This is a genomic window from Streptomyces sp. NPDC004658 (assembly GCF_040609555.1).
Lineage (GTDB): Bacteria > Actinomycetota > Actinomycetes > Streptomycetales > Streptomycetaceae > Streptomyces.
Genome location: NZ_JBEXKG010000063.1, coordinates 19,314 through 39,969, shown reverse-complemented (window position 1 = coordinate 39,969; position 20,656 = coordinate 19,314). Strand labels below are relative to the sequence as shown.

Below are 20,656 nucleotides of genomic sequence, written 5' to 3'. Positions count from 1 at the left end.
GTCCCGCCCCGGCGGCGGACCGGACCCACACCCCGCTCCTGGCCCCGGCGCCCCCGATGCTGCGCCACCCCCTCGCGCTGCAGCGCGCGCTGCGCCCGCTGGGACGCCGCATCGACGCACCGGTGGGCCTGGAGCTGGACGAGCCGGCGACCGCCGACCGCATCGCCCGCCTCGGCGCCGACCCCGCCTGGTGGCTGCCGGTGCTGCGCCCGGCACGGGAGCGCTGGCTGCGCCTGAACCTGGTGTACGACGCCGGCCCCACCATGCCGGTGTGGCGGCCCCTGGTCCGTGAACTGCACACCGTTCTGGCCCAGTCGGGAGCCTTCCGCACGGTCGCCCTGCACCGCGCCGCCGCCGACGGCACCGTGCGCGGCCCCGCCCCGCACACCCCCGCCGACGGCCGCAGCGTCACCCTCCTGATCAGCGACTGCATGGGCCCGCAGTGGCGGGAGGGCCCCGCCGGCGCCCGCTGGTTCGCCACCCTGCACCGCTGGGCGCGCCGGATGCCCCTGGCCGTCGTACAGCCGCTCCCGGAACACCTGTGGCGGAACACCGCCCTGCCCACCGCCCCGGGCACCCTGTCGGCCCCGCACCCGGCCGCCCCCACGGCGACGCTCGCGTTCACCCCCTACGAGCGGACCGAGTCCGCCGTGACCGCCGGCGCGGTCCCGCTTCCCGTGCTGGAGCCGGAGCGGCGGTGGCTCGCGCACTGGGCCGGGCTGCTCGCCACCCCGGGCGGCGGGGAGTTCCCGGCCGCCGTCGCCTGGTTGGGGCGCCCGCTGCCGGCGGACGCCGAGGACCGCACGGACGTCGGCACGCTGTCCGCCGAGGAGCTGGTCCTGCGGTTCCGGGCGACCGCCTCACCGGAGGCGGTCCGGCTCGCCGGCCATCTCGCGGTGGGCCGCCCCGACCTGCCGGTGATGCGCCTCGTGCAGGCCGCCGTCGAACCCGATCCGCGCCCCCGGCACCTGGCCGAGGTGATCCTCAGCGGGATGCTCACCGCCGCCCCGGACGGCCCGCCCGGCTTCTACGCCTTCCGGGACGGCGTACGCGAGCTGCTGCTGCTCGGCCTGCCCCGCACCGAACGCCACCGCACCACCGGACTCCTCGACCGCATCGGCGAGTTCATCGACCGCAGGGCGGGCCGGGCGCCGGGCGAGTTCCGGGCGTCGGTCCCGGCGGCGCGGGGCGCGGGGACCGCCGCGGAGGGCGATCCGTTCGCCACGGTCGGCGCGGACAGCGTCCGGCGGCTGTCGGCGGACGGCGCCGAGGAGCTGTTCGCGGGCCGGTACCGGCTGCTGCGGCGGGCCGAGGGGACGGACGGCACGGGCCGCACGGCCTGGTTCGCGCAGGACACCCGGGACGGTGACACGCGCGTCGTGCTGCACCGGTACCCGCCGGGACCGTCCCCCGCCGCCTTCCTGGACCTCGGCCGGCGCCTGCGCGAGGTCCGCCACCCGGGGATCGCACCGGTCCGTGACCACGGCATCGCCGGCGGATCCCCTTACCTGGTCCGGCAGTTCATCACCGGCCGGACCCTGCACCAGCGCCTCCAGGACGCTCCGGGCGGCCTGCCCGCCGACGAGGTCGCCGCGCTGCTCCCGCCGCTGACCGAGGCGGTCCTCGCCCTGCACGCGCAGGACGGACCGCGCGGGGCGCTGAACACGCACGCCGTCGTGCTCACCCTGGACGGGCCGGTCCTGACCTGCCTGGACTCCGCGCCGACGGTCCACGGGAGCCGGGAGAAGGCCCTGCGGGCCCTCGGGGGCATCGTGCGCGCCGTGTACCCCGACCGCTCCGACGCGCTCGGGACGGAGCTGACCCGGGCCGCCACCGCGCTCCTCGCCGACAGCCCGGAGGCCCAGCGGCGCGGCGCCGAGCGACTGCTGCGGCTCGGGCGGGAACGGCAGGGCGGTTCCGCCGCGGCGGCTGCCGACCGGGCCGAGATCCGCTTCGCGGCCGACGGGCTCACCGGCCGCCCGGAAGCCCGCATCACGCTCGAAGCCACCGTGCACGAGATCCTCGCGCGCGGCTCCCTCGGCCCCCGGCAGTACGAGGCGGAGGTCCGCCCGGACGGCTACCTGGTGCGCACCGCGCCCGGCGCCTATCTGCTGCCCGTCCTCGTCGCCGTGCTGCGCGAACTGCCCCAGGCGCTCGCCCGGCTGACCGACCCGCCGCGGCTCCGGGTGACGTTCGGCCGGCCGCCCGTCCGCCCGCCGGAGGATGCCGCGGACGTGGAGGTCGTCGTGCCGCCCGCCCTGTACGACGACTTCGCGGCCAGCTCCGCCGCCCGGCGCTCGCAGCGGTTCCGGCCGCTCTTTCGCGACGGGGCCCCGGACAGCCCGCCGGCCGCCTGGTACTGCCCGCTCGGGCCTGGATCCGCCGAGCCCGGGGAGCGGGACCTGGTGCGGGGCCCGTTCATCACGCACGACCTGCGCGAACTGGGCGTCCCCACACCGGGGCGCACGGCCGTCGTCCACACCCGGCCCGACGGGCCGCTGACGCTGCTCGACCCGATCCACCCGTACGGCACGCGTCCGCCCCGTCCGGAGACGTACTACACGGTCGACCTCACCCCGCACGAGACCCGGCAGATCGTGTCCCTGCCGAGTTCCGGCAAGGGCGCGTTCACCGCCGCGGTGAAGCTGTCCTGGCAGGTCGACGATCCGGTGGCGTTCGTCCGCGCCGAGGCCACCGGTGTCCGCGGGCTCCTGCTGGAGCACCTGCGCGGCGCGGCGGCCCCCGTCACGCGCCGCTATCCGCCGCGCCGGGCGGGCGCGGCCCAGCGGGCGGTGAACGCCGGGGTGGACGACTGGCCGGTACCGGGACTGGCGGTGTCGTACACCGTGCAACTGGTCCCCGAGTGGGCACCCGCGCCGGAGGCGGAGCCACCGGTCCCGTCCCGCCGGCGGCTGGCGGCGCTCCTCACGGGCGCCGAGACGGTGCTGGTCGGCTTCGACGGTCCCCTCGCCCGGCTGTTCCCGGCGCAGCCGGCCCGGGAGGCCGTCCTCGACCTGCTGTCCCTGGTCGCCGACCACCGCGACCCGCAGGACGCGCTGGCCGGCCGGCCGCTGCCCGTCGCGGGTGTCCCCGGCCGGGAGGCGTTCACGCACCCGCTGGACCTGCTGCGCGCCTTCGCCCACGACCGGCTCGGCCCGCTGTTGCGGGCGCGGCTCGACGAGCTGGAACTGCGGGCCGTACCGGACGCGCCGACGACGCACCGCTCCCTCGCGCTCGTCCGCGCCCTGCACCGGTCCGGCCGCCGGGTCAGCGTGGTGACGGACGTGTGCACCCAGGCCGTCCACCGCTACCTGGAGCCGTACCGGCTGCCCCTGGCGGGCATCCACGGCCGCCAGGGCGACCTCAGCCTGCTGACGCCCCACCCCGACTGCCTGCTGCGGGCCCTGGCCGCCGTCGGCACACCGGTCCGCTCCTGCGTGCTGCTCAGCTCCTCGGTCGCCGAACTCACCGCCGCCCAGCAGCTCGGCCTCCGCTTCGTCGGCTACGCGCCCACCGCGGCCGGCCGGCGCGTCCTGCGCGAGGGCGGCGGCGAGGTCACGGTCTCCTCCCTCGAACCGCTGGTGGAGGCCCTTCGCCCCCACTGACCCGCCGACACTCCGGGGAGGCCGGAAAATACGCCCGTTCGGCGGCACCCCGCCCGGCCGCCCAGGAAAGGCGCCCGCCCCCGGACCCGCGCAGGATGCCAGTGAGCCCGCCGGACAGGCGGGAGACCTCAAGGCCCGCGCACTCGGGAGGATCCGCCGTGACCGTCAGCCTCGAGCAGCTGCGCCGCTGCCACTTCGCCGTCGACCTGGGGGCGGCCCGCACCCGGGTGTACGTGAAGGGCTCCGGTCTCGTCGTGGACCAGCCCTCGGTCGCCGCCGTGAACACCCGTACCGGCGCGCTGATCGCCGTCGGCGAGTTCGCGGAGAAGATGACGGGGCGCACTCCGGACTACATCAGGGTCGTGCGGCCCATCGCCGGGGGCACGGTGGTGGACATCGAGATGGCCCAGCGGATGCTGCGGCATCTGCTCGGCGACAAGATGCGCCGGGCGCTGCGCCGCAAGCCGCGGCTGCGGGCGGCGGCCTGCGCCCCGTACGACGCCGATCCGCTGGCCCAGCGCGCGACGATCGAGACGCTGGTCGGGCTCGGGGCGAGGCGGGTGGAGCTGGTCGACACGCTGATCGCCGCCGCCGTGGGGTGCGGGCTGCCGGTGGAGCGGCCCGAGGCCACCATGGTCATGGTGTGCGGGGCGGCGGCGACCCAGGTCGCGGTGCTCTCGCTGGGCTCCATCGTCACCGCCGAGCGGATTCCGGTGGGCGGCGAGGCCGTGGACCACGCGATCGTGCAGCATCTGCGGCACGAACACGCGCTGATGCTGCCGAGCCAGGCGGTACGGCCGCTGCAGCTGGCGCTGTCCGGGAACGGGCTGAGCCCGCACGGTCCGGCGTCCACCGAGATCCACGGCCGGGACGTGGCGACGGGGCTGGCGCGCAGTGTGCGGGTGGACACCGCCGCCGTGCGCGACGCGATCCAGACCCCGCTGACGGCCGTCCTGGACGCCATCGGCAAGGTGCTGCGCGAGTGCCCGCCGGACCTGGTGGCCGACCTCGCCGACCGGGGGATCGTGATGGTCGGCGGCTCGGCGCTGCTGCCCGGGTTCGACCAGATGCTGCGGCAGGCCACCGGGATGCCGGTGTACATCGCCGAGCGGCCCGACGTGTGCGCGGCGCAGGGCCTGGGCGCCATGCTGGAGGGCCGGATCGAGCCCCTGGTGCTGAACCCGCTGGCGGCCTGAGCCGGGCGACGGCGCCCCGAGGGGTCGCGGGGAACCGCGCGAGCGGCCACGACGCGACCCGCACGGCCGAACCGGCGGGCACCCCCGCGGTGCCGCGCGTCAGCGCCCCAGGTAGCACCGCATGGTCGTGCCCTCCGCCCCGCTGTGCGTCCGCACCAGGTCGGCCAGCAGGTTGACCAGCAGCAGCCCGCGCCCCCCGCGCTGGTCGCGGCCGGCGGGGCGGCGGCCGGCCAGCGGGTCGGCGAGGCGGCCCTTGTCGCGGACCTCGCACAGCACGTACCCGTCCTCGGGCCACACCGTGAGGAGGCCGGTGCCGCCGCCGTGGACCACGCTGTTCGTGGTCAGCTCGGCGGTGATCAGCGCCAGGTTCTCCAGGGTCAGGCCGGTCAGGCCCAGCCGGGCGCCGTGGTCGGTGGCCAGGTGCCGGACGGCGGACAGGGAGTCCTCGTCGAAGGAGAGGCGGAGCACGTCGGGGCCCGCGTCGGGGGCGGGCGGCAGCGGCTCGTTGTAGCGGTCGACCACGCCGTCGGGGTCGTAGGCCGCGCTGGTCCGTTCGACGCCGGAGCCGGCCGGGATGACCACCGGGTGGGTGGCGTGCGCGTCGGCGAGCGCCCGCTCGTCCAGGCGGGAGGTGTCGTACGGGCACAGGATGGTGACCTCGCGGCCCCGGAACGCCGCGTTGATGAGCGCCTCGTGCTGCGCGCAGGCCGGGTACTCGGCGGGGCTGCGGCCCGCCCAGACCGGCTCGCCGATGATCCGCACCCGGCGGCCGGGCGGCTGGGCGTCGGCGAAGGCCCGCAGCACACCGGGGATGATCCGGCCGGGGTTGCGTCCGGCCTCCCGCATGTCGAGGAACCGTACGGCGGCGGCGTCGGCGCCCAGCTCGTCCTGGATCAGCCGCAGGTTCTCGCCGGGGACGGCGACCGCGACCGGTTCGCCGGCCGTCAGTGCCGCGCGGACGAACGGGACGGTGCCGGCCACGTACTCCCGCGCGTCGGCGTAGAAGAGCGCGGGATGCACGAACGGGTCCACGAGTTCGGCGGTCGCGGTCATGACGTCCGCACCTCGATCCCCCGCAGACCGGGCCACAGCAGGTCCAGTATCCGTGGCAGGGCGTCCGGAGGCCGGTCCAGCACCAGACGCCGCTGCCCGCCGAGGTTCCGGGCGGCGTCCGCCAGTGCGCCGGCGCCCGCGACGTCGACGAAGGTCAGCGCGGAAAGCTCCAAGTGATACACGTCCTCGCCCTCGCGAACGGCCCGCTCCAGCGCGCGCTCCCAGATGCCGCGCGTGGGCAGGCTCACCTCGCCCGCCGCCCGGAATCCCCTCCGCCCGGCCAACGGGGACACCTCGAGCCGCGGCACCGCGGGCGGCGGCACCGCCGGCCTGGGCACGACGGCCGGCCGGGGCCGCGCCGGTTCAGCTGCGTTCACTCCGTCTCCCAGCCGCACGGGTACATGACTGCCCAGTATGCGCCCTGGCCGTCCCGGACGGCGTGTAGGTCCCTTCACCGGGGGCAGGCGAACCGGGAACGACCGACGGCACAGCGGGACACAGACATGACCTCAGCGGCACGCGCACCGCACACCGGGCGGCTGGACACCCTGGCCGTCGACGGCACCACCGAGGGCGACCGCGTGGTGCTGACCGCGCGGGGCGAGCTGGTCCGCGGCTGTACGCAGCCCCTCACCAGGGCACTGGCGGCCCTGCCGGCGGGCGTGGCCGGGGTCGACCTGGACGCGTCCGGGGTGACCTTCCTGGACACGGCGGGGCTGGTGGCCCTGGACACGCTCGGCGAGTACGGCCGCCGGCACGGGGTGCCGGTACGGGCGACCGGCTGGCGGGGGCAGCCGCGCCGGGTGCTGGAACTGGTGGGGCTCGACCCCGTGGACCCGCTGCGTGCCGCCCTGCCGTCGGGACTTCCCGCCCGCACCGCCTCGGCGGTCGCCCGGGAGCACGCCGAGCAGACCGAGCAGCTGCGCCTGCTGCGCGTGGAGGTCGGTCAGCTGCGCCACGCCATGGACTCCCGCCCGGTGATCGACCAGGCCCGGGGCATCCTGATGGCGGCGCACGCGTGCACCCCGGAGCAGGCGTGGGAGATCCTGCGGGAGGCGTCCCAGCGGTCCAACACCAAACTGCGGCAGGTGGCGTCCGCGGTGACGGCGAGCGCGGCGCCGGACGGCCCGGCTCCGCCGGAGCCGTTGCGGACGGCTCTGGCCGCCGCGGCCCACCGGGTCGGTACGGCGGTCAGTACGGCAGGACGCGCCCCGAGGGAGTCCTGCGGTCGATCTCCTGCCCGCGCGGCGCGGCCGGCCGCCGGCTGACACGTACCCGGATCCGACGGTCCATGACGCCCTCCTCCTGCCGACACCGCCCGGCTGCACGCCGGTAGGAGGTGCGTGCCCAGGACCTGACCCGTTCAAGCCTGGACGGCATCAAGTCTTGTGGTCGGCGCGGTGGTTGACCGGCCCCGCTAGCGGGTCAGGTACCGGGCGAGGACCGGGTCGAGCTGGGCGAGCCAGGCGGTCAGCCGGGCCCTGCGGCGGGCGTTCAGTTCGCAGGAGTACACCTCGCCGTCCCACAGCCGCACGGTGACGGTGAGCCGGTTGCCGCGCCAGTGGCGTCCGACGTGCGCGATCTCGTCCCAGCCGAAGTCCGCGGCGACGCCCGCCACTTCGAAGAGCACTCCGGTGGCGTTGACGACCGCGCCGGACTGCGCGTCGGCGAGCACGACCTCCGGGGACCCGTAGGGCGGGGGCGGGCCGAAGCCGTAGGGGGCCGGCGGGGTGGCGGGCTGCGCGGGCAGGTGCGGTGGCGTGGCGGTCTGCACGGGTCGCGGTGCGGGCTGCTGATGGGAGGGCGGCGCGAACTGCGGGAGGACCGCGTTCCGCGGAGGTGTCGCGGGCGGCGGGTGCGGGATGAACGCCGGTGGCGGTGCGGCCGGCCGCGGGGACGCGGTGAGCGTCGGCGGGTACGGCGGTGCCGTCGGGCCGCCCGGGTCCGGTGCCGGGTCCGTCAGCCGGTCCAGCAGTCCGGCGGGCGTCGGCCGGTCTGCGGGCTCCTTGGCCAGGCAGGCCGCAACCACGTCCGCCAGTGCGGCGGGTACGGCGGACAGGTCGGGCGGCTCGTGCACGGAGCGGTACATCAGTCCCATCGGCGTGCCCTCGCCCCAGGCGCTGCCGCCGGCCGCCGCGACCAGCACGGCACCGAGGGCGAACACGTCGGCGGCGCCGGTCACGTCGTGGCCGAGGGCCTGTTCGGGCGCGAGGAAGCCGGGGGTGCCGAAGGCGGTGCCGGTGGCGGTGAGGCGGGTGGACTCGGCGGCCCGGGCTATGCCGAAGTCGAGGACGCGGGGTCCGTCGGCGGCCATGATGATGTTGCCGGGCTTGAGGTCGCGGTGCACCAGACCGCAGGAGTGGATGGACTCCAGCGCCTCGGCGAGCGCGGCGCCCAGGGCCCGCAGTCCGGCCTCGTCCATGGCGCCCTCGGCGGCGAGCCGGGCCGCGAGGGTGGGTCCGGGGATGTAGGCGGTGGCCAGCCACAGCGGGTCGCCGTCGACGTCGGCGTCCACCACCGGCGCGGTGTGGAACCCGCCGACCGCGCGGGCCGCCTGGACCTCGCTGCGGAACCGCTCGCGGAACACCGGGTCGGCGGCCAGTTCGGGCTTGGCGACCTTCAGCGCGACGGCCCGTCCGCCGCGCGTCCGTGCCAGATAGACGGTGCCCATGCCGCCCTCGCCGAGCCGGCGCTCGACGAGGTATCCCCCGATGCGTTCCATGCGGTCCAGTATGGCCGCCGGACCCGGCCCGTCCATGGCCCGGCCCGGATCCGGCGGCCGGTGCGGTCAGAGCACGACGTCCACGTCGTACGCCCGCAGCCACGCGTCCAGTTGGAGGGTGGTCTCCAGGGCGGCGCGGCTCATGCCCTGCTCCAGCGCCGCGGCTCCGTCCCGCCGTACCCGCGCCTTCAGGCCGGGCGCGAAGAAGGGGTCGAGCGGGCCGGTGCCGGTGCGGACGAGGTCTGCGAGGCGCTCGCGCGGGGTCCGGTCGTAGGTCTCGGCCCGGATGGAGGGGTAGGGCGTCTTGACGCGCTGGGCGACGGCCGTGGGCAGCAGGTCCCGCATGGCCGCGCGCAGCAGGCTCTTCTCCCGGCCGTCGAAACTCTTCATCGCCCAGGGGACGTTGAAGGTGTACTCGACCAGCCGGTGGTCGGCGAAGGGCACCCGGACCTCCAGTCCGCAGGTCATGCTCATGCGGTCCTTGCGGTCGAAGAGGACCTGGGCGTGGCGGGTGAAAGAAGGAGAGGAGGGGCGTTCAGTCGCCGCGGGCGCGGACGGCGAGCAGGGCGACCAGCAGGGTCGGCAGGAGCAGCAGCGCGAACGCCACGCGGTAGCCGTCGAGCGGGCCGGCGCCCGCGGCCAGGCAGGCGTTGAGGACGCCGGAGGCCAGGGCCAGGACGACGACCTGGCCGAGGTTCATGTTGGTCTGCATGGCGCTGGTGGTGTGGCCCTGCCGGTGCGGCTCGCTGTGCTTCAGGGAGAGCACGGTGACGCAGGGGTCGAGCAGCCCCATGCCGACGGCGGACAGCGGCATCGCGGCGGCGGCGGTGACCGCGGGCAGGCCGCCGGAGCAGCCGGCCACCGCCAGGGCGACGGACGCCGTCATGACGAGGGCGCCCACGGTGACGAGGCGGTGCCGGGCCACGTGCTGGAGCGCCTTGCCCTGCACCCAGGAGGCGCCGGCCCACAGCACCGCGGACGCGGTGAACGCCACGCCGACCACGACGGCGTCGACGCGCCGCTCGGTGATCAGCATCAGCGGCACCAGCGCCTCGATGGTGAAGTACGTACCGGAGGTCAGGCCGCGCAGCAGCACCGCGGTCGGCAGGCCCCGGGCGCTGCGCCAGGTCCCCCGTGGCAGGAGCCTCGGGGCGAAGACGACGAGGAGGACGAGGCCGGCGGCGACGAAGGCGAGGTGGCGCGGGTCCCAGTCGGACACGCCGTACTGGCCGAGCGCCGCGCCGAGGCTGAGCATGGCCGCGACCAGCAGCGGAGGGCGGGCGGCCCGTTCCGCCGCGGGGGGTACGCCGGCCGGGTCGCCGTCCGCGGCTCTGCGGAGGACGACGACGAGGGCGACGGCGGGCAGCGCCGTCAGGGCGGCGAGGCCGTAGAACACCGCGCGCCAGGACCACCACTGGACGACCACACCGGCGAGCGGCGGCCCGAGCAGCGACGGGATGACCCAGCTGGCGCTCATCATGGCGAGCATCCGGGGCCGCAGCCGCTCGGGGTAGGCCTGGCCGATGGCGGTGGTCACCGACACCGCGACCATGCCGGCGGCCAGGCCGTCCACGAACCGGCCGGCGGCGAGCTGCCAGACGGACACGCTGGACGCGGACACCAGCAGGGTGAGCACCGACAGGACCATGCCGAGCGCCAGGGGCCGGCGGGCGCCCGCCCGGTCGGCCCAGTGCCCGCCCAGCACCCCGCCGAACAGGCTGGCGGCGACGAAGCAGCCCGCCACGACCGGGAACAGGGACACGCCGTCCAGTTCCCGGGCCGCGGTCGGCAGCGTGGGCACCACGGCGAGCGCGGCGAACCCGGTCAGGAACATCACCACGGCGAACGTCAGGGTGGCGGCGAGGTACGGCGGCGAGAAGATACCGCCGTCCGTGCCGCCGCCCGTCCCGGGAACCGGCCCCTTCTCGGCATTCTCGGCCTTCTCGGCCCTCTCGGCGTCTTCCGCCATCGTCAGGCCCGCCGTACGCCGGTGCCGTCGCCGGGGTCCGGGGCGCGCCACAGCCCGACGAGGTCGTCATGGGTGTCGCAGGCCAGCCACTGGGCCTGCGCCCGGGCGGCGTTGTGCACCGGTGCCGCGGGCCGCCAGCCGGTCTCGGCGGTGATGAGGGCGGTGGACATGAGCGGGGTGTGCGGTGCAGGGGTGTCCGCCCGCTCCCAGGGGGTGCGGCGGGCCGTCTGCGTGACCAGTTCGGCGAACGCGGTCTCGTCGTAGCCGGCGGAGGCGACGTTGCAGACCTCGGGGCCGGCCGGGCGGGCGAGCAGCGCGGCGAGCGCGACGCCCGTGGCGAAGGCGGTGAGCCACACCTGCCGGCACACGGCGCCGGGCAGGTCGGGCCGGTCCGCCGCGGCGAAGCCGTCCTCGCATCTGCCGAGCAGGCCGACGCGCCGCAGATACCGGTCGGTGTCCAGGTATTCCCAGCGGTCCCCCCGCCGCACCGCGCATTTCGACTCGCCGTACTGGTAGAAGGGCATCAGGGAAAATGTAGGGCACGCGCTGTTCTCGTCCAAGGAGAATGCGGCCCGGTCGGTGAAGAAAGTGGCGCGGCGCCATCCGTGGGTGCTGTTTCCGGCGATGCTCGGCACGTCGTCGTGGTCGACCGTACTGGGTACGGCGATCCGCACCGGAACGTCCAGTGCCTTCAGATACCGCTGGATCACCACGTCGTACGGCCAGCCGTTGCCGTGTTCCGCCGCGAATCGCTCGTATCCGCGGGCGACATCGGCGGGCAGCATCAGGGCCAGTGACGGGACGTGTTCGTCGATGGCATAGGCCCACTGCGCGCCCCTGAGTGCCCCGAGGCGTACGACACCGCTGTTTCTGCCTTCCCAGCCCTCGTAAAAGGCGATGGCCTCGTCGGGAACGGCGGCGGCGGCCTTTTCGGCGCAGGGGAAGAAGTTCTCGGCGATGAGGACGTCGTCCTGGAAGACCACGTGGTGGGTGGCGTCGGCACCGACGCAGCTCCAGGACGGGTTCGCGGTGCGCAGCGCGGTGGGCGGGCCGGAGGGGTCCGGGTCGGTGACGACGCGGACGCGGCCCAGCGGGTCCTTCGCCGCGATGGCCGCGCGGCGTCGCGGGTGGGTCATGACGGCACCAGTCAGAATGACAGCGTTCACAGCTTTCCCATCTGGCTGTTGGGGTCGGGCCGGCGGTGGCCGGCCCGGCGGTGGCGGGGTGGTGCCGGGCGGTCGGTCCTCGACGGCGCCCGAGTTGCGGACCTGCCGTACGTTCTCGTGGAGACCGTGGTCCGCGCCCCGCGCCCGTTCGTGCCGGATCATCGCGGCGGGGCGGTAGTTGAGGATGTACGCGCGGCGTGTGCCGTCCGTGGTGTTGCCCCGCGAGTAGTGCAGCGTGAAGCCGGGGTGGGCCACTGCTTCCCCCGCCCGCAGTGGCACCGGAGTGGCTCCCGGCTCGTCCTCGGAGCAGTCGCACTCGATGTTCTTGCCGTCGCTCGTGGGCCGGTGCGGGCGCAGCGGCTGCTCGTGCGAGCCGCGCACGTACCACATGCAGCCGTTGTCGACCTCGGCGTCGTCCAGCGCCACCCGGATGGAGACCGCCCGGTGGTCGGGCATGTCGATCCAGTAGGCCGCGTCCTGGTGCCAGGGCGTGGGGACGGCGGTGTGCGGGTCCTTGTGGATCATCATGTCGAAGTCGAGTTCCGCGTCGGCGCCGATGAGTTCCCGGGCGACGGCGAGCGCCTTGCGGTGGAGGGGGAGTTCCCGCAGCGGCGGGTGGAGGGCCGAGGGCCACATGATCTGCGTGATGTCCTCGCGTATGCCGTCCTTGCGCGGCATGCGGGAACCGAGATCGGACCGCTTGTCGCCCGATGCGATGTCACCGCTCAGGAAACGGTCGTAGATGTCCCGGTAAACAGCGAGTTCACCGGGGGAAACGAGTTCTCCGACGGTGGCGAATCCGTCGGCCGTGAACTTGCGCGCAAATCCGTTAGCACCTGCGTCGTCAAGACAAACATCCCCTTCGCCCCTTCTCCCAGCAGCCTGAGAGCACAGCGCACCCCGAGAAGGGGGATCGTCGAATGGAAAGCCCAGCGAACCCTTGGAGAGCTGGTCTGGACCATTGATCAAGACGGGACGGAAATCTACGGGGCGTCGCACCGCAAGGTCAACAGCGATCGGAAAAATGGTCCAGACCTATGGCCTCGGATGATCAAGCGGGCTACGGTGTGCCGGGCCGAGAGCGTCCTGCGCAACCACACCGCCCCCGAGGGCAAGGCGCCGCGCGGTCCCTACCCGCGCCCCGCGATGGGCTTCGTCGTCCTGGACCCGACGGTGGAGGCGGGCACCGCACCCGCCGACGCGGTCCTGGGCGCGATCACGGTCGGCGACGAGGCGCGCCGCTTCCTGCCGAAGGCCGCGGCCAAGGCGGCGGCCCACCGGCGCCTCGGCGCGGACAACGGCACGCCGGTGCACACCGACCCGCACCTGCTCGGCACCGGCGCCTTCCGCTACGGCCACTCGGCCGAGGTGCGCGGACTGATCGTCGCCGCCAGCTCCCAGACCACCGACCAGGACCTCTACGAGGCCTCCCGGCTGGCCGCCGAACTCGTCGAGGAACTCGGCGCCCGCCACCGCGCCTACGAGTGGAGCCAGGGAGAGACCGACTGGCTCACCGGCAGCGGTGAAGTCCCGGACGTGTACGCGGAGATGGTGTCCTGGTTCCCGGGGCCGGCCGTGTGAGGCCCGGCCGGAAGAGGGAGTCCACGAACTCACCGGCCGGCGGGGGTGACGGCCGTTCAGCACCCGGTCCGAACGCGCCGTCCTGGAGGCCGACTTCACTCAGTGACTTCACTCAGTCACTTCCCCCAGTGACTGAACTCAGCAGTACCTGTCCTCGGCTCGCGCGTACCCGGCGGAATAGCCGTCGCCGTAGCCACTCGCGTAGGAGTCGTTGTTGCTGTTGAAGTTGTTGTTGCTCCCCCTGCTCATCCGGCAGTCGTCCTTGGCGTCGGCCCACCCGGCACGGAACCCGGCCTTGTAGCCCTTCCGGTAGCTGTTGCTGTTGTCGCGCTCGACCGAGGCGGTCGCGGCGGCGTGCGTTCCGTTCGGCGTGGCGGCCGACGCCTGCTGGAAGCCGACGGGGCTCAGGGCGAGGGTGGCGGCGATGAGGGTCGTACCCAGGACGGCGGATCGCTTGCAGTGGCTAGCACGCATGACCTGCCCCCTTTGACTTGTACGTAACATTCGGTTACTTCCACCCTAATCACCCTGGTAACTCTCGCAACCGGCCGCACTCCAGTTGCACGGGGGCGACACTGGCGCATGATGGCCACTCAGCCGTACCGGACCAGGGGGAAATATGCGCACCCGCACGACCATCGCCGCCGTCATGGCCGCGCTCGCCGTCTCGCTCGTCGGCTGCAGCAGCGGTGACAGCGGTGAGGCCGCGAAGCCGCAGGCGACCAGGACCGCGACAGCGAGCAGCGAGCCCAGCTCCGCCGTCAGCGCCACCGAGAAGGCCGCCGGCATCCCGCCCGAGCCGACCGGCGGCCGGCGCGAAGAGCTGCTCCGCGCCCTCGCCGCCGCGAACCCGGACATCGTGAAGTACGAGGACAAGGCCATCGACGCCGCACGCAACCAGTGCGCCGCCCTCAACGGCGGCAGCGGTAAGGCCGACTGGGCCGCGTCCCAGCGCTTCACCTACAAGGACGTCACCACGACCGAGGCCCAGGGCAGGCAGATCAACGAAGCCCTCGAGGGACTCGGCTTCTGCACGGCCTGACACGGGGGTCCCCGCGGGGGCCGCCCCGGCGCGCGAGGACCCGGCTTCGCGGGGCCGCGAGAAGGCCCCCTCCAGTGAGCGGAGGGGGCCTTCTCGCAGCTGAAAACGTTCCTGCGCCGAAGCGCCTCGGTGGGGCGGGTGGGACTCGAACCCACGGCCGACGGATTATGAGTCCGCTGCTCTAACCGGCTGAGCTACCGCCCCATAGCGGCGTGTCGCGTACAAGTGTGCGCGCCGTCTGCCGCAGCATAGCCGCTCATACGATCTCCTGCCTCGGATGGTCGGCTTCCACGCTGCTCATGACCTTGAGGACAGCGTCGCAGGCCGCGGCGGTTCCCGGGGACATGAAAAAGGACCCCGGAGGGGTCCTCGTTCAGCGCTCCCCCGACTGGACTCGAACCAGTAACCTGCCGGTTAACAGCCGGCTGCTCTGCCAATTGAGCTACGGAGGACCGAAGCTCCCCCGACTGGACTCGAACCAGTAACCTGCCGGTTAACAGCCGGCTGCTCTGCCAATTGAGCTACGGAGGATCGCCTCGTTGCATCGAACGCACCTACCTGGGTATTCGCCAGGGGGCGGTCGCTCGCTGCGACACATACATTAGCGCAAGCAGGGGGGTGCTCCGCCAATCGGTACCCTCGGCGCCAGCGCGGCACCAGAAACCTACGCACGGGAAGGGTGGCAGCCATGCGCTACCGGCTCACGTTCCTCGCCGGCCTGGCCCTCGGTTACGTACTCGGCACGAGGGCCGGTCGTGAGCGTTACGAGCAGCTGAAGAAGTCGGCCCGCCAGATCGCGCGGAACCCCGCGGTGCGCAACACCGCCGAGACGGCCGCCCAGCAGGGCCGTGTCTACGCCGGCAAGGCCATCCACACGGTCGGCGACAAGGTCGGCGACCGGGTCCCGGAGTCGGTGGCCCGACGGGTCCGCTCCCTCCGCGACCACAACGCCGACGGCAGGGCGGGGGACGACTGGGGCACGAGCAACACGTAAGGGGGCGCCTTTCCGGTACGCCCCCATGCGCCCTCCGCCCGGGGAGTCACGGTCACCCCGGCGCATACGGCAAAATTCCGTGGCATGGGGATAGTCGCCGGCTTGGACAGCTCACCGGACTTCACACGCATCGTGGTCTGCGACACGGACACCGGTGCCGTGCTACGGCAGGGGTACGCCCCGCACCCGGTCGAGGGCCGGCCGAGCGACATCGACCCGCAGGCCTGGCTGCTCTCGCTCGGTGAGGCAGCCGGCGGCGGCCTGCTGGAGGGCGTGCAGGCCATCGGCGTGTCGGCCCAGCAGAACGCGGTGATCCCGCTGGACGCCCAGGGCAACACCGTCCGCCCCGCGATGGTCGGCGGCGACAAGCGCGCCCAGGTCGCGGCCGCCGATCTCGTGGACGCGCTCGGCGGCCGGGAGGCCTGGGCGCAGGCCGTCGGATGCGTCCCGCAGGCGGCCCAGCCGGTCACCAAGCTGCGCTGGCTCGCGAAGAACGAGCCCGAGAACGCGCTGCGCACGGCCGTCCTGCTCCAGGCCCACGACTGGCTGGTCTGGCAGCTGCTCGGACGGCCCGTGCGGCGGACCACCGACCGCGGCGGGGCCTCCGGCACGGGCTACTGGTCGGCGGCCACCGGCGCCTACCGGCCGGACCTGGTCGAGCTGGCCCTCGGTCACCAGGCGATGCTGCCGGAGGTGATCGGCCCGTCCGACGCGGCCGGCACCACCCCGGAGGGCCTGCTGATCTCCGCCGGCACCGGGGAGACCATGGCCGCCGCGTTCGGGCTCGGGATCGGGCTGGGGGACGCCGTCGTGTCCCTCGGCGCCTCCGGGTCCGTGATGGCCGTGCACCCGGAGGCGCTCACCGACCAGTCCGGGATGATCACCTCCCTCGCGGACGCGACCGGCATGCACCTGCCGGTCGTCACCACCCTGAACGCGGTCCGCGCCCTGCGCGGCGCCGCCGAGCTGCTCGGCCTGCCCGATCTGGAGAGCCTGTCCGAGCTGGCAATGAAGTCCACGCCGGGCGCGCACGGGCTGGTGCTGCTGCCGTACCTGGAGGGCGAGCGGACGCCGAACCTGCCGCACACCGCGGGGACCCTCTCGGGGCTGCGGCGCGAGTCGATGAAGCCCGAGCACCTGGCGCGGGCCGCGTTCGAGGGCATGCTGTGCGGCCTGGCCGACGCGCTGGACGTGCTGCGCGGGCGCGGGGTGGACGTGCGCCGGATCTTCCTGCTCGGCCCGGCCGCCGAGCTGCCCGCCGTACAGGCCGCGGCGCCCTCGCTGTTCGGCGCGCAGGTCGTCGTGCCGCAGCCCGCGGACTACACGGCGATCGGCGCGGCCCGGCAGGCGGCCTGGGCACTCGGTGTGTCGCAGGGCACACTTGATCCGCGCACTCCGCCGGCCTGGCAGGGCGCTGCGGCGCAGGTGCTGGAGCCCGGCGAGGAGCTGGCCGTGGGGCAGGCGGTGCGTCAGCAGTACACGTCCGTGCGGGAGCAGACCCATCCGGGGGCCTTCCGCTCGTGAGGACCGGCGGCGGATTAAACAGTTGAGGTAACGCCGGTGGAGTGTCCGACGATAGGGGCCAAGGGCAACCGACCAGCCCCTGTCGCCGACTCCGAGAGACGTAGCGTGCTCATACGACTTCTGCGGACCTATCTCAGGCCCTACAAGAAACCCATCGCCTTGCTGGTGGTGCTGCAGTTCCTGCAGACCTGCGCCACCCTCTACCTGCCCACCCTGAACGCCGACATCATCGACAACGGTGTCGTGAAGGGTGACACCGGTTACATCCTGTCCTTCGGTGCCCTGATGATCGGCATCTCGCTGGTGCAGGTGGTGTGCAACATCGGTGCCGTCTACTACGGCGCCCGGACCGCCTCCGCGCTCGGCCGGGACGTGCGCGGTGCCGTCTTCGACCGGGTCCAGTCCTTCTCCGCGCGTGAGGTGGGTCACTTCGGCGCGCCCTCGCTCATCACCCGTACGACGAACGACGTGCAGCAGGTCCAGATGCTGGCCCTGCTGACGTTCACCCTGATGGTGTCGGCGCCCATCATGTGCGTGGGCGGCATCGTGCTGGCCCTCGGTCTGGACGTGCCGCTGTCCGGGGTACTGGTCGCGGTGGTGCCGGTGCTCGGCATCTCCGTGACGCTCATCGTGCGCCGGCTGCGCCCGCTGTTCCGCGCGATGCAGGTCCGGCTGGACACGGTGAACAGGGTGCTGCGCGAGCAGATCACCGGCAACCGGGTGATCCGCGCCTTCGTCCGGGACGAGTACGAGCAGGGCCGGTTCGGGAAGGCCAACGGCGAGCTGACCGACATGCAGCTGGCCACCGGCCGGCTGCTCGCCCTGATGTTCCCGATCGTCATGACGGTGGTGAACCTGTCGTCCATCGCGGTCGTGTGGTTCGGCGCCCACCGGATCGACAGCGGCGGGATGGCCATCGGCGACCTGACCGCGTTCCTCGCCTATCTGATGCAGATCGTCATGTCCGTGATGATGGCCACCTTCATGTTCATGATGGTGCCGCGCGCGGAGGTGTGCGCCGAGCGCATCCAGGACGTCCTGGGGACCGAGTCCAGCGTCGTACCGCCGACCGCCCCCGTCACCGAGCTGCGGGCGCACGGGCACCTGGAGATCCGGGGCGCGGGCTTCCGCTACCCGGGTGCCGAGGAGGCGGTGCTGCGGTCCGTCGACCTGGTGGCCCGGCCGGGGCAGACCACCGCCGTGATCGGCTCCACCGGCAGCGGCAAGTCGACCCTGCTGGGTCTCGTCCCCCGGCTGTTCGACGCCACCGAGGGCGAGGTCCTGGTGGACGGCGTGGACGTCCGCGAGGTCGAACCGCACCTGCTCGCCCGCACCGTCGGACTCGTGCCGCAGAAGCCGTACCTGTTCGCGGGCACCGTCGCGACCAATCTGCGGTACGGCAATCCGGACGCCACGGACGAGGAGCTGTGGCACGCGCTGGAGGTGGCGCAGGCCAAGGACTTCGTGCGGAAGCTGGAGGGCGGCCTGGACGCGCCGATCGCGCAGGGAGGCACCAACGTCTCCGGCGGTCAGCGGCAGCGGCTCGCCATCGCCCGCACGCTGGTGCAGCGCCCGGAGATCTACCTCTTCGACGACTCCTTCTCCGCGCTGGACTACGCCACGGACGCGGCCCTGCGCGCCGCGCTCGCCCGGGAGACCGCCGAGGCGACCGTGGTGATCGTCGCCCAGCGGGTGGCGACCATCCGGGACGCGGACCGGATCATCGTGCTGGACGAGGGCCGGGTCGTCGGCTCCGGCCGGCACGCCGAGCTGATGGCATCCAACGAGACCTACCGGGAGATCGTGCTCTCCCAGCTGACGGAAGCGGAGGCCGCCTGATGGCCGGGCCCATGGGACGCATGATGGCCGGGGGCGGCCCCGACCAGCGCTCGATGGACTTCAAGGGGTCGGGCAAACGGCTCGTCGCCCAGTTCAGACCGGAACGCCTCACGATCTACGGCCTGCTGCTGTGCGTGGTCATCAGCGTGAGCCTGAGCGTGATCGGCCCGAAGATCCTCGGCCGGGCCACCGACCTGGTGTTCGCGGGCATCGTGGGCCGGCGGTTCCCGGCCGGCGCCACCAAGGAGCAGGTCCTCGACTCCCTGCGCGAGCGTGGCCAGGGTCGCATCGCGGACGTGCTCGGGGGCACCGACTTCACGCCCGGCAAGGGCATCGACTTCGACGCCGTCGGGCAGGTCCTGCTGGTCGCGCTCGGGGTGTTCCTGGTCGCCGGCCTGCTCATGGCGGTCGCGACGCGGCTGGTCAACCGGGCCGTGAACCGCACGATGTACCGGCTGCGCCAGGACGTGCAGGCGAAGCTGTCGCGGCTGCCGCTGTCGTACTTCGACAAGCGCCAGCGCGGTGAGGTGCTGTCCCGGGCGACCAACGACATCGACAACATCGGGCAGACGCTCCAGCAGTCGATGGGCCAGCTGATCAACTCGGTGCTGACCATCGTCGGCGTGCTCGTGGTGATGTTCTGGGTGTCGTGGCTGCTGGCGCTGGTCGCGCTGGTCACCGTACCGCTGTCGTTCGTGGTCGCCACCCGGGTCGGCAAGCGGTCGCAGCCGCACTTCGTGCAGCAGTGGCGCTCCACCGGCCAACTGAACGCGCACATCGAGGAGATGTACACCGGGCACACCCTGGTGAAGGTGTTCGGGCGGCAGGAGGAGTCGGCCCGGCAGTTCGCCGAGCAGAACGACGCGCTGTACCAGGCCGCGTTCAAGGCGCAGTTCCACAGCGGTGTCATGCAGCCGCTGATGATGTTCGTGTCGAACCTGAACTATGTGCTGGTGGCGGTCGTCGGCGGTCTGCGGGTGGCGTCCGGCGCCCTGTCCATCGGCGATGTGCAGGCCTTCATCCAGTACTCGCGGCAGTTCTCCATGCCGCTGACGCAGGTCGCCTCGATGGCGAACCTGGTGCAGTCCGGTGTCGCCTCGGCCGAGCGGATCTTCGAACTCCTGGACGCGGAGGAGCAGGAGGCGGATCCGGTGCCGGGCGAGCGGCCCGAGGAGCTGCGCGGGCGGGTGTGCCTGGAGCACGTGTCGTTCCGCTACGACCCCGAGAAGCCGCTGATCGAGGACCTGTCGCTCACGGTGGAGCCGGGGCACACGGTGGCGATCGTCGGCCCGACCGGCGCGGGCAAGACCACGCTGGTCAACCTGCTGATGCGGTTCTACGACGTCTCCGGCGGCCGGATCACCCTGGACGGGGTCGACATCCGGAGGATGACCCGGGACGAACTGCGGGCCGGGATCGGCATGGTGCTCCAGGACACCTGGCTGTTCGGCGGCACCATCGCGGAGAACATCGCGTACGGCGCCTCGCGCGAGGTCACGCGCGGGGAGATCGAGGAGGCGGCCCGGGCGGCCCACGCGGACCGCTTCATCCGCACCCTGCCCGACGGCTACGACACCGTGATCGACGACGAGGGCACGGGCGTCAGCGCCGGGGAGAAGCAGCTGATCACCATCGCGCGGGCGTTCCTGTCCGACCCGGTGATCCTGGTGCTGGACGAGGCGACGAGTTCCGTGGACACGCGCACGGAGGTGCTGATCCAGAAGGCCATGGCCAAGCTGGCGGCCGGCCGTACGTCGTTCGTGATCGCGCACCGGCTGTCGACCATCCGGGACGCGGACACGATCCTCGTGATGGAGAACGGGTCCATCGTCGAACAGGGCGCACACGACGAGCTGTTGGCGGCGGACGGAGCCTACGCCCGGCTGTACAAGGCCCAGTTCGCGCAGGCGGTCGCCGAGGTGGACTAGGCACTCGGGGGGGCCGCCGCGCGGCGACGGCGGCGGT

15 protein-coding genes, 3 tRNA genes and 1 pseudogene are annotated in these 20,656 nt (G+C 73.5%); 9 read left to right on the top strand and 10 right to left on the bottom strand.

What is annotated here, in order from left to right; translation table 11 throughout:
* Both ABZV94_RS21950 and ABZV94_RS21945 read left to right on the top strand, forming a co-directional pair.
* A partial coding sequence (locus ABZV94_RS21950; RefSeq protein WP_356342624.1) for an SAV_2336 N-terminal domain-related protein occupies positions 1-3,605 on the top strand: 3,605 nt, incomplete at its 5' end.
* A gap of 158 nt (positions 3,606-3,763) precedes the next feature.
* Entirely contained in the window at positions 3,764-4,801 is a 1,038-nt protein-coding gene (locus ABZV94_RS21945) for a rod shape-determining protein (RefSeq protein ID WP_356342622.1), read from the top strand.
* A gap of 99 nt (positions 4,802-4,900) precedes the next feature.
* Here ABZV94_RS21945 and ABZV94_RS21940 read toward each other — a convergent pair whose 3' ends face one another.
* Positions 4,901-5,854: a sensor histidine kinase gene (locus tag ABZV94_RS21940; RefSeq protein WP_356342619.1), complete on the bottom strand. Its 954-nt coding sequence runs from the start codon at positions 5,852-5,854 to the stop codon at positions 4,901-4,903.
* On the bottom strand, positions 5,851-6,147 hold the full coding sequence (locus ABZV94_RS21935; protein WP_356342626.1) for an STAS domain-containing protein: 297 nt from the start codon (positions 6,145-6,147) through the stop codon (positions 5,851-5,853). Before ABZV94_RS21935 ends, ABZV94_RS21940 begins: the two co-directional genes overlap by 4 nt.
* A gap of 210 nt (positions 6,148-6,357) precedes the next feature.
* On the opposite strand from ABZV94_RS21935, the gene ABZV94_RS21930 reads away from it, so the two are divergent.
* A complete protein-coding gene (locus tag ABZV94_RS21930; protein WP_356342617.1) occupies positions 6,358-7,122 on the top strand; it encodes an ANTAR domain-containing protein in 765 nt (254 codons plus the stop codon).
* Positions 7,123-7,271: 149 nt separating this feature from the next.
* Here the strand turns inward: ABZV94_RS21930 and ABZV94_RS21925 are convergent, their stop codons facing one another.
* From ABZV94_RS21925 to ABZV94_RS21910, 4 genes and pseudogenes are all read right to left on the bottom strand, one after another.
* Positions 7,272-8,576 (bottom strand): serine/threonine-protein kinase, encoded by a 1,305-nt coding sequence (locus tag ABZV94_RS21925; RefSeq protein ID WP_356342615.1) that lies wholly within the window; start codon positions 8,574-8,576, stop codon positions 7,272-7,274.
* A 66-nt stretch (positions 8,577-8,642) separates the two neighbouring features.
* Positions 8,643-9,080 (bottom strand): annotated as a pseudogene (locus tag ABZV94_RS21920) (asparagine synthase-related protein); the annotation flags it as partial.
* 31 nt (positions 9,081-9,111) lie between these two features.
* Positions 9,112-10,545 carry an MFS transporter gene (locus ABZV94_RS21915; protein ID WP_356342613.1) on the bottom strand — a complete coding sequence of 478 codons (1,434 nt, stop codon included), beginning with the start codon at positions 10,543-10,545 and terminating at the stop codon, positions 9,112-9,114.
* A 2-nt stretch (positions 10,546-10,547) separates the two neighbouring features.
* Positions 10,548-12,710, bottom strand: a complete 2,163-nt coding sequence (locus tag ABZV94_RS21910; RefSeq protein ID WP_356342611.1) for a phytanoyl-CoA dioxygenase family protein — start codon at positions 12,708-12,710, stop codon at positions 10,548-10,550.
* 48 nt (positions 12,711-12,758) lie between these two features.
* Between ABZV94_RS21910 and ABZV94_RS21905 the strand changes: the two genes are divergently transcribed.
* The gene (locus ABZV94_RS21905; protein ID WP_356342608.1) at positions 12,759-13,292 is read left to right on the top strand and encodes a hypothetical protein; all 534 of its coding nucleotides are present in this window, start codon (positions 12,759-12,761) and stop codon (positions 13,290-13,292) included.
* A gap of 138 nt (positions 13,293-13,430) precedes the next feature.
* Here ABZV94_RS21905 and ABZV94_RS21900 read toward each other — a convergent pair whose 3' ends face one another.
* Positions 13,431-13,766: a hypothetical protein gene (locus ABZV94_RS21900; protein ID WP_356342606.1), complete on the bottom strand. Its 336-nt coding sequence runs from the start codon at positions 13,764-13,766 to the stop codon at positions 13,431-13,433.
* A 145-nt stretch (positions 13,767-13,911) separates the two neighbouring features.
* Between ABZV94_RS21900 and ABZV94_RS21895 the strand changes: the two genes are divergently transcribed.
* A complete protein-coding gene (locus tag ABZV94_RS21895; protein ID WP_356342604.1) occupies positions 13,912-14,334 on the top strand; it encodes a hypothetical protein in 423 nt (140 codons plus the stop codon).
* A 130-nt stretch (positions 14,335-14,464) separates the two neighbouring features.
* Here the strand turns inward: ABZV94_RS21895 and ABZV94_RS21890 are convergent.
* The 3 genes from ABZV94_RS21890 to ABZV94_RS21880 all read right to left on the bottom strand — a co-directional run bounded on the left by ABZV94_RS21890 (position 14,465) and on the right by ABZV94_RS21880 (position 14,865).
* Positions 14,465-14,538 (bottom strand) — tRNA-Ile (locus ABZV94_RS21890).
* A 175-nt stretch (positions 14,539-14,713) separates the two neighbouring features.
* Positions 14,714-14,786, bottom strand: a tRNA-Asn gene (locus ABZV94_RS21885).
* Positions 14,787-14,792: 6 nt separating this feature from the next.
* Positions 14,793-14,865: transfer RNA gene (locus ABZV94_RS21880), tRNA-Asn, on the bottom strand.
* Between the two features lie 157 nt (positions 14,866-15,022).
* On the opposite strand from ABZV94_RS21880, the gene ABZV94_RS21875 reads away from it, so the two are divergent.
* The 4 genes from ABZV94_RS21875 (at position 15,023) to ABZV94_RS21860 (ending at position 20,619) form a co-directional block, all read left to right on the top strand.
* Positions 15,023-15,328, top strand: coding sequence for a YtxH domain-containing protein (locus ABZV94_RS21875; RefSeq protein WP_356342602.1), 306 nt, complete (start codon positions 15,023-15,025; stop codon positions 15,326-15,328).
* A gap of 84 nt (positions 15,329-15,412) precedes the next feature.
* On the top strand, positions 15,413-16,852 hold the full coding sequence (locus ABZV94_RS21870) for an FGGY family carbohydrate kinase (RefSeq protein WP_356342600.1): 1,440 nt from the start codon (positions 15,413-15,415) through the stop codon (positions 16,850-16,852).
* Positions 16,853-16,957: 105 nt separating this feature from the next.
* Positions 16,958-18,691: an ABC transporter ATP-binding protein gene (locus tag ABZV94_RS21865; protein WP_356342598.1), complete on the top strand. Its 1,734-nt coding sequence runs from the start codon at positions 16,958-16,960 to the stop codon at positions 18,689-18,691.
* On the top strand, positions 18,691-20,619 hold the full coding sequence (locus ABZV94_RS21860) for an ABC transporter ATP-binding protein (protein WP_356342596.1): 1,929 nt from the start codon (positions 18,691-18,693) through the stop codon (positions 20,617-20,619). The genes ABZV94_RS21865 and ABZV94_RS21860 overlap by 1 nt, the downstream gene beginning before the upstream one ends.
* Positions 20,620-20,656: the final 37 nt, after the last annotated feature.